This window comes from Bombella intestini, assembly GCF_002003665.1.
GTDB classification, from domain to species: domain Bacteria; phylum Pseudomonadota; class Alphaproteobacteria; order Acetobacterales; family Acetobacteraceae; genus Bombella; species Bombella intestini.
On the sequence record NZ_JATM01000001.1, the window covers coordinates 269,696 to 282,609 of the forward strand.

The window sequence follows — 12,914 nt, forward strand, 5'->3', positions numbered from 1 at the left end:
GGTGATTTCCTATGGTTTGGCCAACGCTTTGCGGGCTTTCTCTGTCAGCATGTTGTCGGGCAGCTGGTCGAGGTGGTAGAGGTAGCGGCCCCGGCAGGAGCAGAAGGGCAGCTCTCCAAAGCTGTCCATGTCCTCGTAAATCCCGGCCCCTTTGGTGATGAGGCCCTGCTTGTAGGCCCAGCCATCCCGAAGGACGTAGATTTTCCCATCCCGGGCCAGATGTTCCTTGCGGTGGTTGTAGTTTGGCCGCCCGGCGTTGGCGTCCCAGACTACGGCGATGGCTTTGTTGTCCGAGGCCACAAGGTAATTGATGTTCGAGTTGAGCTTGGCTGTCTGGTCGATGATGACCCGCCGCTTCTCGAAAGGCTGGGACCGTACGGGTTTGGCGATGTCCGCCTTGATCTCCCGTGCTTTCTCCGGCGTCACCCGTCCAGGGTTCTGTGCCGTGGCCCAGCCGGAAAAGCGTTGCAGGGTGCGTTCAATCGCCTGTGTGCGGTTCAGGGTGATGAGATTGGCGGCGGCTTATCAGCCCGTAGGCGAAAGCTATCAAGGCAACCAATCCCAGAAGCCATTACATACTGTCTTCCCTCATGGTGGTGGTGATATGAGGGGGATGGTTCCCCCTCATACCGTTAGTGGGATTTAATTAGACTGGCCAGCTAGTAACCCATGTCTTTGACCGTTGTGGCAACTGTGCAGACTGTTTGTACTACGACAAGCCAGAGGATTATTTCCTCACGATGGAGGATTTTCTCATAAGTAGCCTCATTTTTGTCGAGTTTCATTGTCTTAATAAGTATTCTATGCGCAAATTGTGGTTATTATGAAATAATAATTTTTTTGCTTATTATAACAATGTCACCTGCTAAGGCGGGGAACACGTTTAAGCCTACAAGACCCATCTGAGATAATTTCTTCATTGTATGACCGGAGTGACGATGAAGCGCATGTAGAGGTGCAATTATTGATATTATATCAAGCTGTTATTTCAACGATGAAATAGTATTATTGAAAACGAATAAGATGAAGATTTTGGTTTTCATTTTTACGTTATTTTAGAACGGCAAAATGTAAAGAAATGAATATTCCATCGGAAATGGATGACCTTGCTAGGAGCAACACCATGAAACACCTCATCCTCGTCACCGCCGCTATCATCGGGCTGTCTGGTGCGGCAATCGCCGGGACAAAGAAAAGTGGTCACCATAGCTACGGCTATCAGCCTGATGAAAGAGGCATCGAGGCACCCAGTAGTCAAGTGGATGTTGAAACAGAAATTAAACTTCGCAGAATGGGATTGTCCGCTGATCATGCCCACTGGGGGGCATGGGCTATTCGGAACAGGCCTTACAGTTCCTGTGGTGAGGAGCTGACCGACCTCATGATGGTTTACGACAAGGGGCGGCTTACCCATAAGCTTGTTAAAGTCCAGAAGGTTGTCGAGGGGATGGTTCGCCTCATGGAGCGTGATAGCCCGTGCACGCGCGAGGAAGTTGGGGCTCCTGATCCGTCCCAATAAGGGAGAACGGTTTTCAGTCATGGGGCTTTCCCTGACTACATACGTTTAGGGGGCGGCATTTCTGCCCCCTTTTCTTGAAACAACTCCAGATCATCCCCGCACAGGCGGGGCACAGTGTAAGTCGCCCGTGAGGTGGTCATGTGCGTCTCTCTGGGCAAACGGTTTCGGGCAGGGAATGTGTGAATCTACAGACCGGCATGTAGGCCGGTTGTTCTGGTTTTTTCCGGTGTCTGAGTGGCACCCTGACTCTGCATGGTGGTCTGCCTGATCTCCTGTTCTCGGCGGACAAGGTTCCTGAAGTATGAATCTTCGTCAGGCTTACCGTTCGACGATGCGGATGCCTGGGAAGCTTTTGCTTCAGGAACGAACGTACGTTTTTTGGCTTCGGTTGAGGCATTGTCAGGGGTAGCGGCTTTGGTATTTTGGATGGCTTGGTGCGCTTCGTCGAGCTTGTGGCGGGTGGCGAGACCAATGACACCGTCGGCTTTCAGGCCGCTGGCCGTCTGGAACGTTTCAACCGCCTGTTTTGTCGAAGAGTCGAATTTTCCGGTAACGGCAAGCGGTCGGCTGTCCTTGTCCCTGTAACCAAGGTCCCTGAGTTCATTCTGGACCTGCGAGACCTGGCTGCCATGAGAGCCCTGCCGCAATGTTGGCGTGGGGGCCAGTGGATCAGCCATTCCGGGTTTGTAGCCCATCTCCAGGCGTGTCTCCCACTCATGCACCGCCTTTATGCGTTCTGACAGACCGTTGTATCCGCCGTTAATACCGTACGTTGCTCTAGTGATGTCTTCCTGCTGCCCTTTGGAAACTACGCGGGTCCTCCAAAAATCGACTGCGACTCTGGCGGCGATTTCTGGTTTGGCGGCGTCGTCCGGGTGATTGACCAGATCCATATTTAGACGCTGGCCTGTCTCTCGATAATTTTCATGTCCAGTTAACTGAATGAACCCGCGGCCACGATATTTATAGCCGTCTCCTGGCTCAGGGTTGCCCCCCTTTAGTTGTCCCCACTCGCCACCATAGACAGTATTACCTATAGACTCAGGACCGCCTGCGACGATTGAACGAGCCTGGTCCAGGGTTTTCACTCCTCGGTTTGGAAATACTTCCAGAAGCCTCTCTGGAGAATAGTGCAGGTTCTCTTCAAGATGCTGGAAATTGCCAGATTCGACCTGCACCTGACCCATGAAATTGGCAAGTTCTTTACGACTGGTGATGCCTGAATCCATGGCCGCTTTCAGGACAAGATCGGCATTTTCTTTCGACATTTCTTCCCCCCAATCTCGCAAGATCACAGCCCCCCTGAACCTCAAGACGCAAGACTCAGGGTGGCTATGGAAAGCACAGGTATCTTCGTATTTGAAATGGATCTATTTTATTACCTTATTTTATTTTGGGAGGTACTTTTGTTTGAGGAAGTACGTTTCCATCTAGCTCTGGGTCAGGTCCCCAACTTCTTGTGATATCCAAGAGGAGGCGTCCATTCAATGCATCGAATGCTGTGCTGGGTTTGCAGTCAAATTCAGCAGAAGCATCTATCTGGTTGACAGGTTTTACTATCACTCCAGAATTTTCTAAACTGGCACCCGAAATATTGAACAGGATATATTTCGTGTTGTCTTTTACAAAGGAATAAGCGTTGCCGCCTGTACCGCCAGCATATGAGAGACGAGATGTCCGAAAATTGGCACGTGCCCGCCCTTTGGCTGGATAGATCAGTTCTGGGTGCGAAGGGGTTCCAAAAACATAGCGTGCAGCGGGAGGGGTGGCCTTGCCCGGAGCCAGGCAGAGCGAAACGATCTTGTGGCTTCTGGCGATGGGGCAGCTGAAGGCGACCTGTTCGTCTGGAGCACACAGAGAGGGTGAGGGTGCAGCCTTGGCCTGACCAGATACGCAGAGGGCCAGCGGCACTAGGGGTAGGGCACGGCGAAGCATATCAAAAAAACGACTATTCATGCTAAACTCCCATTATCAAAAGTTTCGATTGCAGTTTTTCTGTCGGCCCGTCATGGGGAGACAGGACCCGGGTGGTGCCCCAGACGGTGATGGTCTGTGTACGGCTCAACATGGAGAAACCTCCCGGCCAAAAACCGCCTCGATATCGGGGTGTGCGGCCTTCTGGAGGGAACATGTGATCCGTGAGATGGTCATGTGCGTCTCTCTGGGCAAACAGTTTCGGGCGGGAAATGTGTGAATCTACAGACCGGCATGTATGCCGGCTGTTCTAGTTTTTTCTGGTGTCTGAGTGGCACCCTGACTCTGCATGTTGGTCTGCCTGATCTCCTGCCCTCTGCGGAGAAGATTCTTGAAGTACGAATCTTCGTCTAGCTTACCGTTTGACGATGCGGACGCCTGGGAAGTTTTTGCTTCAGGAGCGCACGCACGGTTTTTGGCTTCGGCTGGCGCATTGTCAGGGGTCGCAGCCTTGGTGCTCTGGCTGGTCTGGTGCGCTTCGTCGAGCCTGTGGCGGGTTGCGGGGCCAATGATACCGTCGGCTTTCAGGCCGCTGGCCGTCTGGAACGTTTCAACCGCCTGTTTTGTCGAAGAGTCGAATTTTCCGGTAACGGCAAGCGGTCGGCTGTTCTTGTCCATGTAACCAAGGTCCCTGAGTTCGTTCTGGACCTGCGAGACCTGGCTGCCATGAGAGCCCTGCCGCAATGTTGGCGTGGGGGCCAGCGGGTCCGCCATCCCGGGCTTGTAGCCCATCTCCAGGCGTGCCTCCCACTCATGCACCGCCTTCATGCGTTCTGACAGACTGTTGTATCCGCCGTTGATAATTTTCGTTGCCAGAGTGATGTCTTCCTGCTGCCCTTTGGAAACTACGCGGGCCCTCCAATAATCGACTGCGACTTTGGCGGCGATTTCTGGTTTGGCGGCATCGTCCGGGTGATTGACCAGATCCATATTTAGACGCTGGCCTGTCTCTCGATAATTTTCACGTCCAGTTAACTGAATGAAACCGCGGCCATGATATTTATAGCCGTCTCCTGGCTCAGGATTACCGTTTAGTTGTCCCCACTCGCCACCATAGACAGCATTGCCTATAGACTCAGTACCACCTGCAACGATTGCGTGAGCCTGGCCTAGGGTTTTCACTCCTCTGTCAGAAAATAGCTCCAGAAGCCTCTCTGGGGAATAGTGCAGGTTCTCCTCAAGATGCTGGAAATTTCCGGATTCGACCTGCACCTGGCCCATGAAATTGGCAAGTTCTTTACGACTGGTGATGCCTGAATCCATGGCCGCTTTCAGGACAAGATCAGCATTTTCTTTTGACATTTCTTCCCTCTCCAATCTCGCAAGATCACAGACCCGCCCTGAGCCTCAAGACTTAGGCTCAGGGCAGTTGTGGAAGGCGCAGGTATTCCTGTAATTATAAAGGGATATTTGTATTTTTTGTTACAGGAAGTACGTTTCCATCTAGCTCTGGGTCAGGTCCCCAACTTCTTGTGATATCCAAGAGGAGGCGTCCATTCAATGCATGTGACGCTGTGCTGGGTCGGCAGTCCAACTCAGCAGAAGCATCTATCTGGTTGACAAGTTTTACTATCACTCCAGCGTTTTGTAGACCGGCACCAGATATATGGAACAGGATATATTTCGTGTTGTCTTTTACAAAGGAATAAGCGTTGCCGCCTGTACCTCCAGCATATGCGAGACGAGATGTCTGAAAATTGGCACGTGCCCGCCCTTCGGCTGGATAGATCAGTTCTGGGTGCGAAGGGGTTCCAAAAACATAACGTGCAGCGGGAGGGGTTGTTTTACCTGGAGCCAGGCAGAGCGAAACGATCTTGTGGCTTCTGGCGATGGGGCAGCTGAAGGCGACCTGTTCGTCTGGAGCACATAGAGAGGGTGAGGGTGCAGCCTTTGTCTGACCAGACACGCAGAGAGTCAGTGGCACTAGGGGTAAGGCACGGCGAAGCATATCAAGAAAACGACTATTCATGCTAAACTCCCATTCTCAAAAGTCTCGATTGCAGTTCTTCTGTGGACCCATCTATCGGGAGACAGGACCGGGGTGGCGCCCCAGATGGCAATGATCTGCGTATGGCTCAACATGGAGAAACCTCCCGGCCAAAAACGGCCTTGATATCGGGACGCACGGCTTTCTGGAGAGAGCATGTGATCCGTGAGATGGTCATGTTGCGTCTCTCTGGGCAAACGGTTTCGGGCAGGGGCTGTGTGAGGGTACATACAGGCATGTATATTCGTTGTTCGGTCTGTCCCGGTGTTTGAGTGGCCCCCTGACTCTGCATGCCAGTCTGCCTGAAATCCTATCCTCTGCGAGCAAGGTGGCTGAAGTATGACTTTCCATTAAATTCATTGCCCCCGGCATCACGCAATCTGCATTTTCGTTTGGCATGGCCTTTACTTGATGCGACGTATGTATTTCCTTTATTCTGTCGAAGGCAGTCCGTGATCTTCCAGATTAGAATCTGTCTGCCAATTCTTGGTGTGAGCAGGGGCATGGTATGTACGGCCTGTGCCCATGATCGGAACGAGCATTAGGAGGATGAGATGGTCTTTCCATTCATTGCGAGTTCTCCGTCTGCTTCTTTATGTTTTTGATGTAGCCTTCGCTGGTCAGGAAAGCCGTCTTGACCGAATGGTAGTTGCCTTTCGGAAACAGCCTGACAGAGGATAGAAGTGGTCTCCTATTAGGGGATTACCCGATAATCTGGCACACATGCCCAGCGGCGGTATAGACAATACCGGCGGCAGTGACGGACGACATGGCAGGGCCTTTATGGCCGCCTCCTGCCGCGTATCGTAGCCTGTTGCGGGCATGTTCAACATCTTGTCCCTGTAAGGTGCTGGGTTGGCATCTGCCTTTTCCAGCTGGTCCAGCACCTTGCGTCTCTTTCTGTCGATATGCTTCGGTTTATCTGGAGGGCCTTGTCGTTAGGGTCTGCTTTTCCAATATACGCAGGGCTGTACGTCATGGATGTTATGGCGTGCTTTTACGTTAAAAAGGAAAAGTCTGATGTTCTTGAGTCATATTGTTGTGGGATCGAATGACCTGGAAAAGGCCAAAAAGTTCTATGATGCCCTTTTTTCTGTCATGGGGGCTGAGTTCTGTCCGCAAGATAATCCGAACAGAGTCGTGTACCAAAAAGACGGGCAAATCTTCATCATTACGCGCCCTATCAATGGCGAAGCGGCTACAGCCGCGAATGGTGGAACAATTGGGCTTGCTCTACCTTCTGCAGAAGCGGTTCGTAGTTGGCATAAAGCAGGTGTTGAGGCAGGAGGACAGAGCATCGAAAATCCACCGGGTGAGCGTACCGTTATGGGTATGACACTATATCTAGCTTATTTGCGGGATCTTGATGGAAACAAGCTCTGTGCATTCCATAAAATGTAATGTGAAACCTGGAATAGGTTAGCTGTTTTGAGGAAATGGCCGTATCTTTTTTGCGGGAGGATACGGCCATTTTGTAGCGACATGATTAAAACGCAGCCCAACCATACAGTTGACGCATTTAAAATAGACTAAAACGATTCTGATTATAATATGCTGTAATATAAAGATTTTTTCCTTAAAATAGATTTTACTTATTCACTCTCTTATCGATGAAGGTAATTCCTTTTTCACAGTTAATTGCAATTTTCTCTCATAGGGTCGTAACGTTAAGGCGGCGGTACGGAGGACAATAAAGACCCTCGTTCGTCATCAGCCTTTGTAATCGTGCGGGGCTGCCTATTGAGTGAAAAGGATGTATTGAAAATGAGCTCTCACTCACCGTCCAATAAACCGGTAAATGCAGGCCGTCGGCATGTTCTTGGAGCACTTGGTGCTTCTGTATTAGCTGGTGGCGCCAGTAAGGCTATGGCCCAGTCTCTTGGCTTCCCCGCACCGCCTGCCGGGTTAGGTCAACGCCCATATCCTAACCTGCTTCGTCCTTTGAATGATGGTTCCCGCAAATTCGGTTATGCTATTGTCGGACTGGGTAAATATGCAGTTAACCAGATCCTTCCAGCTTTCGCAGAATGCGAATATGCCAAGGTAACGGCACTGGTCAGTGGAGATATTGGTAAGGCTCGCCGTCTGGGTAAGCATTACGGTATCGAGGAATCCCACCTCTACACTTACGATAATTTTGATAAAATTGCGCAGGACCCGGAAGTTGATGCTGTCTACATCATCCTGCCGAACTCTCTGCATGCTGATTTTACAGAGCGTGCCTTCCGGGCTGGGAAGCATGTACTGTGTGAAAAACCGATGGCAGTTACTGTTGAAGAGTGTCAGCGCATGATTGCTGCTGGCAAGAAGGCCGGTAAGAAACTGATGATCGGTTATCGCTGTCACTTCGATCCGGTCACTCACAAAGCGATTGAGCTGGCCCGTACTAGCATCGGCAAGCCGCAGATCATTAGCACGGATAACGGGGACAATACCGATCCGACAGATCCGACCTACCAGTGGCGTCTAACGCGTGCCCTGTCTGGTGGTGGGGCTCTGATGGACCTTGGTATCTATGGTATCAATGGGTCACGCTATATGCTCAATGAAGACCCGATTGAAGTGCAGGCTACAATCATGCCGCCTTCAGATCCGATGTTCCGTGAGATTGATGAAACGATCGTCTGGATTATGCGGTACCGTTCCGGGGCTGTGGCACATGGTAGTGCTTCCTTTAACGTGAACGCCATGTCCCGCTTTAACCTGCAGGGGACAGAAGCATCCCTGCGGATGGACCCAGCAACAAGCTACTGGTGTAACAGTGTTAGCCACTGCACGAGCGGGGACACGCATACATGGTCAACACCGATGTTCACCATTCCTGCCTTGAACCAGTTCTCTGCGCAGCTGGACCATCTTGCCATTAGCGTTGCGAATAATACACCGCTGGCTGCCACGGCTGAGGAAGGTATGCAGGATGTTCGCCTGATTCGTGCCATGTATCAGTCTGCCAATTCCGGCAGCCGTCCAGTCTCCACGGACTGGGGCGACTGGCGCAAAACTATCTGATCTTTTCGGATTGGGTAAGATGACAGAAGGGAAGGCCGTGTTCTGCACGGCCTTCTTTTCTATATTCAGGGGGCTGTAGCGTCCAACCAGCCTTGCAGCATGTAGGCTGCCGCCATTTTGTCGACAACTTCGCCACGTCTTTTGCGGGTCATATCGGCTTCTTGCACAAGAAACCGGTTCACAGCACTGGAAGAAAGCCTTTCGTCCCATAAACAGGCAGGTAGGCCCAACCGATCACTGAGGTCATTAGCCCAGTCGCTGGCTGCACGAGCCGCAGGGCCGAAGCTACCGTCTAGCGAAAGGGGCAAGCCAACCACTAGTGCACCAATCTCATGCTTCTGGCAGAGCGTCTGAAATGCCGGGATCATCTGCTTCATTTTCCCACGGTTCAGCACGGTGAGAGGAGAAGCAAGCATAAGTGCTGTATCGGATAAGGCGACGCCGATCTGTTTGCTGCCGGGGTCTAGTCCCAGAATGGAATGTGCTGTTGAGATTTGATTACGCAGGTCATGTGGATTGAATAGTGTCATGGCAAAAGGGTATGATCGCTTTCATAGCCTTAATAGGCTGATGTGATTGATGTCTGAAAGCAGGATTATACATGTCGCTTGATGCGAAAACAGTGGCAAAAATGGCCAGACTGGCGAGGGTTGGTCTCTCGGATGAGCAGGTTCATACCTATCAGAAAGAAATGCAGGGGATCATTGGCTGGGTTGACCAGCTTAACGAGGTCGATGTGACGGATGTCCCGCCCATGATCGGAACAGGTCTGGCCCAGCCACGACTGCGGGATGACCAAGTGACAGACGGTAATTGCCGGGAAAAGGTGCTTTCCAACGCACCGGACCGTGAAGGCCCCTTCTATACTGTGCCGAAGGTGGTGGAATAATGAGCAGCATTTTTAATTATACTCTTGCTTCAGCTCGTGAGGCTCTCCGGGCTCGTAAGATTTCTGCCGTTGAATTGGTCGATGCTCATATCGATGCCATCGAACGTCTTGATGATGGCTTGAACAGCTTCATTACACGCACACCTGAGCAGGCTCGTCTTGCCGCCAAGGAAGCAGATGCTCTGCTGGCCAAGGGTGAAGGTGGAAGCCTGTGTGGTCTGCCCATCGGGATCAAGGATTTGTTTGCCACAGAAGGCGTTCGCACGACTGCCGCCAGTAAAATTCTGGGCAATTTTGTACCGCCGTATGAAAGCACGGTGACAGCAAATCTGAAGCGTGATGGGGCTATCTCGCTAGGCAAGCTGAACCTTGATGAATTTGCTATGGGGTCCACTAACCTGACATCTGCCTTTGGTGGTGTAGAAAATCCGTGGAAGCGTCATGGCTCCGATGCAAAGTTGGTTCCGGGTGGTTCTTCTGGCGGGTCGGCGGCAGCTGTAGCCGCTGGGCTTGTTCTGGGGGCAACGGGGACTGATACGGGTGGTTCTATCCGTCAGCCAGCATCATTCTGTGGTATCACAGGCATCAAGCCGACTTATGGCCGTTGTTCCCGGTTCGGAACGATCGCCTTTGCTAGCTCTCTGGATCAGGCAGGGCCGATGGCTCGCACTCTTCAGGACTGTGCCATCCTTCTTGAATCTATGGCTGGGTTTGATCCTAAGGATTCCACCAGTGTGAACAAGCCCGTTCCACATTACGAGGCGGCTTTAGGTCGTGGCGTGAAAGGCCTGAAGGTCGGTATCCCCAAGGAATATCGCATTGATGGTCTGCCTGCCGAGATTGAAGCTATCTGGCAGCAGGGGATCAACTGGCTGAAAGAAGCTGGTGCTGAGGTGGTGGACATTTCCCTGCCACATACGAAGTATGGCCTGCCCGCTTATTATATCGCCGCCTTGGCTGAGGCGTCCTCCAATCTTGCCCGGTATGACGGTGTTCGGTTTGGGGAGCGTGTTAGCGGTGCATCTTTGGATGCGCTTTATGAGGCTACCCGTGCAGCCGGATTTGGCGATGAGGTAAAGCGTCGTATCCTACTGGGTACTTATGTGCTGTCTTCCGGTTATTATGACGCCTACTATCTCCGTGCGCAGAAAGTCCGCACTTTGCTTCAGCGTGACTTCTTGAAGGCGTATGAAACGGTTGATGTCATTCTGGCACCAACGGCACCTTCCGGGGCCTTTGCATGGGATGAAAAGCCGACAGACCCTGTTCAGGTTTATCTAAATGACGTCTTCACAGTACCGGCTAGCATGGCGGGTGTTCCGGCACTGTCTGTTCCGGCTGGGCTGGATAGTCGTGGCGTGCCGCTCGGTCTTCAGTTGATTGGTCGTTTCTTCGATGAAGAGACACTGTTGGCAGCTGGCTCCGTGTTGGAGAAGGCCGCATCCTTTACCCATCGTCCTACCATTCATGCAGGGGTGTCAGCATGAGCACATATCGTATCACGGGTGAAACTGGCGAATGGGAAGTCATTGTCGGGCTGGAAGTTCATGCCCAGATCGTTAGTCAGTCCAAACTTTTCTCTGGTGCTTCTGCAGAATATGGCGGGGAGCCTAATACACATGTAAGCCTTGTTGATGCAGGCTTCCCAGGGATGCTGCCCGTTCTGAATCGTGAGTGCGTGGCACAAGCCGTGCGGACAGGGCTGGGGCTGCGGGCGCAGATCAATCTTTTTAGCCGGTTTGACCGTAAGAACTATTTTTATGCTGACCTGCCCACGGGCTATCAGATCAGCCAGTTCGAGCACCCGATTGTCGGTAAAGGGACGGTCGAGATTGAGCTTTCCGATGGTGAGATCCGTCACATCGGTGTGACCCGTATGCATATGGAGCAGGATGCAGGTAAGTCCATTCATGATCAGGACCCGACACGGTCTTTCATTGACCTGAACCGTGCCGGCGTTGCGCTCATGGAGATTGTCAGTGAGCCGGATATCCGTTCACCGGAAGAGGCTGGGGCTTACATCCGCAAGCTGCGCCAGATTCTGCGCTATCTGGGGACGTGTGACGGTAACATGGAAGAGGGTTCCATGCGTGCTGACGTGAATGTCTCCGTTCGCCGTGAAGGGGAGGAGGGATACCGCACACGTTGTGAGATCAAGAACGTTAACTCCGTACGTTTCGTCATGCAGGCGATTGAGGTCGAAGCACAGCGTCAGGTTGATATCTGGGAGTCTGGTGGTGAGATTGATCAGGAGACCCGTCTTTTCGACCATGTGAAGAGCGAGACACGTTCTTTGCGGACGAAGGAAGATGCGCATGATTACCGTTACTTCCCCGAACCAGACTTGCTGCCGCTGGTTATTGAACAGTCTTGGGTAGATGAGCTGAAAGCTGCCCTACCAGAACTGCCAGAAGACAAACGGGCCCGTCTGGAAAAAGAATATGGCGTATCTCGTTATGAGTCGGGTGTTCTGACGGCTGAGCAGTCTGTTGCGGATTTCTACGAGACAGTTGCTCGTGGTGCTGACGCTCGTCTGGCTACAAACTGGATTTTGGGTGACTTCTTCGCTGCGCTGAACCGCACCGGGCGGACTATTGAAGACAGCCCAGTCTCGGCTGAATCCCTGCGCGAACTTCTGTCCCTCATCAGTGATTCTACCATTAATGGGAAGATCGCTAAGGAAGTCCTTGAGGATATGGTGGAGACAGGGGAGAAGGCTTCTGTCATTGTCGACCGCAAGGGATTGCGTCAGGTGACGGATACCGGAGCTATCGAAGTCGCTATTAATGACATTTTGGCAGCTAATGCTGACAAGGTGGCTGAGTATAAGAGCGGTAAGGACAAGCTGTTCGGTTTCTTTGTTGGGCAAACGATGAAGGCCATGAAAGGGAAGGCAAACCCTGCCATGGTGAACGAGCTGCTGAAGAAGTTGCTGACAGCGTAAAAAATTATAAAAAAATAGTGCTGTAGGGGGTTTACGCTGATGCCATTTCCCCCTACAAACACTCTTGCAAACGCCGTGTAAAAACCGTTTACAGCGGAGGGGTGGCCGAGAGGCTGAAGGCGGCGGTTTGCTAAACCGTTATACGGGTAACTCCCGTATCGTGGGTTCGAATCCCATCCCCTCCGCCACGGTTTTCCTATAAAAGCAAGGTGCCGCTTCAATTTTGGAGCGGCTTTTCTTTTTTGAGGCCCCAGCGAGGCCCCCAAATTATTTCCGTGGAATTGAGGCCCCCATGACCAGCCGCCACCTACTAGAGGTGAGGGCGAGGTGATCCGTGCGCTAAAAGGGCAGCTTTCCCTCTCCTTGTAATTCTATTGGGATTTCTTTGGAATTATTTGGAGGGGTGTGGCAGGATTTCAGTAGTCGTTTTTCTCCCAGCAAGCCGCATTTTCCCGCAGGGCGTAATCTAGGTCAGCCGTGATAGGGATTATCAGCCTGCTGTGCGGCCTGTATCTGGGCTATACATGGTAAGGAGGCCGATATGACACCAGAACGATTCTAGAGAGAATGTCTAGTATAATGAACTGGTCTC

12 protein-coding genes and 1 tRNA gene are annotated in these 12,914 nt (G+C 52.0%); 7 read left to right on the forward strand and 6 right to left on the reverse strand.

Translation table 11 applies throughout. The features are described from left to right. Positions 1-9: 9 nt before the first annotated feature. Together AL01_RS01265 and AL01_RS09500 are read right to left on the reverse strand one after the other, a co-directional pair. Complete coding sequence (locus AL01_RS01265; RefSeq protein WP_077395460.1) at positions 10-426, reverse strand: hypothetical protein; 417 nt, start codon at positions 424-426, stop codon at positions 10-12. Between the two features lie 233 nt (positions 427-659). Next, complete coding sequence (locus AL01_RS09500) at positions 660-785, reverse strand: hypothetical protein (protein WP_275077761.1); 126 nt, start codon at positions 783-785, stop codon at positions 660-662. 293 nt (positions 786-1,078) lie between these two features. On the opposite strand from AL01_RS09500, the gene AL01_RS01270 reads away from it, so the two are divergent. Next, entirely contained in the window at positions 1,079-1,519 is a 441-nt protein-coding gene (locus AL01_RS01270; RefSeq protein WP_143280632.1) for a hypothetical protein, read from the forward strand. Positions 1,520-1,704: 185 nt separating this feature from the next. Here the strand turns inward: AL01_RS01270 and AL01_RS01275 are convergent, their stop codons facing one another. The 3 genes from AL01_RS01275 to AL01_RS01285 all read right to left on the reverse strand — a co-directional run bounded on the left by AL01_RS01275 (position 1,705) and on the right by AL01_RS01285 (position 4,795). After that, complete coding sequence (locus tag AL01_RS01275) at positions 1,705-2,787, reverse strand: peptidoglycan-binding protein (RefSeq protein ID WP_143280633.1); 1,083 nt, start codon at positions 2,785-2,787, stop codon at positions 1,705-1,707. Between the two features lie 115 nt (positions 2,788-2,902). Beyond that, on the reverse strand, positions 2,903-3,475 hold the full coding sequence (locus tag AL01_RS01280; protein WP_077395463.1) for a hypothetical protein: 573 nt from the start codon (positions 3,473-3,475) through the stop codon (positions 2,903-2,905). 240 nt (positions 3,476-3,715) lie between these two features. After that, complete coding sequence (locus AL01_RS01285) at positions 3,716-4,795, reverse strand: peptidoglycan-binding protein (protein ID WP_077395464.1); 1,080 nt, start codon at positions 4,793-4,795, stop codon at positions 3,716-3,718. A 1,666-nt stretch (positions 4,796-6,461) separates the two neighbouring features. Here AL01_RS01285 and AL01_RS01295 point away from each other — a divergent pair. Together AL01_RS01295 and AL01_RS01300 are read left to right on the forward strand one after the other, a co-directional pair. Further along, entirely contained in the window at positions 6,462-6,881 is a 420-nt protein-coding gene (locus tag AL01_RS01295) for a VOC family protein (protein WP_241502644.1), read from the forward strand. Positions 6,882-7,244: 363 nt separating this feature from the next. Beyond that, a complete protein-coding gene (locus tag AL01_RS01300) occupies positions 7,245-8,489 on the forward strand; it encodes a Gfo/Idh/MocA family protein (protein ID WP_077395467.1) in 1,245 nt (414 codons plus the stop codon). 65 nt (positions 8,490-8,554) lie between these two features. Here the strand turns inward: AL01_RS01300 and ruvX are convergent, their stop codons facing one another. Then, on the reverse strand, positions 8,555-9,019 hold the full coding sequence (gene ruvX / locus AL01_RS01305) for a Holliday junction resolvase RuvX (protein ID WP_077395468.1): 465 nt from the start codon (positions 9,017-9,019) through the stop codon (positions 8,555-8,557). Between the two features lie 71 nt (positions 9,020-9,090). Here ruvX and gatC point away from each other — a divergent pair, with 71 nt between their 5' ends. From gatC to AL01_RS01325, 4 genes are all read left to right on the forward strand, one after another. Beyond that, complete coding sequence (gene gatC, locus AL01_RS01310) at positions 9,091-9,378, forward strand: Asp-tRNA(Asn)/Glu-tRNA(Gln) amidotransferase subunit GatC (protein ID WP_077395469.1); 288 nt, start codon at positions 9,091-9,093, stop codon at positions 9,376-9,378. Next, positions 9,378-10,865 carry an Asp-tRNA(Asn)/Glu-tRNA(Gln) amidotransferase subunit GatA gene (gatA, locus tag AL01_RS01315; RefSeq protein WP_077395470.1) on the forward strand — a complete coding sequence of 496 codons (1,488 nt, stop codon included), beginning with the start codon at positions 9,378-9,380 and terminating at the stop codon, positions 10,863-10,865. Before gatC ends, gatA begins: the two co-directional genes overlap by 1 nt. Beyond that, positions 10,862-12,322 (forward strand): Asp-tRNA(Asn)/Glu-tRNA(Gln) amidotransferase subunit GatB, encoded by a 1,461-nt coding sequence (gene gatB, locus AL01_RS01320; RefSeq protein ID WP_077395471.1) that lies wholly within the window; start codon positions 10,862-10,864, stop codon positions 12,320-12,322. The genes gatA and gatB overlap by 4 nt, the downstream gene beginning before the upstream one ends. 95 nt (positions 12,323-12,417) lie before the next feature. Next, positions 12,418-12,510 (forward strand) — tRNA-Ser (locus AL01_RS01325). The last annotated feature ends 404 nt before the right edge of the window (positions 12,511-12,914 follow it).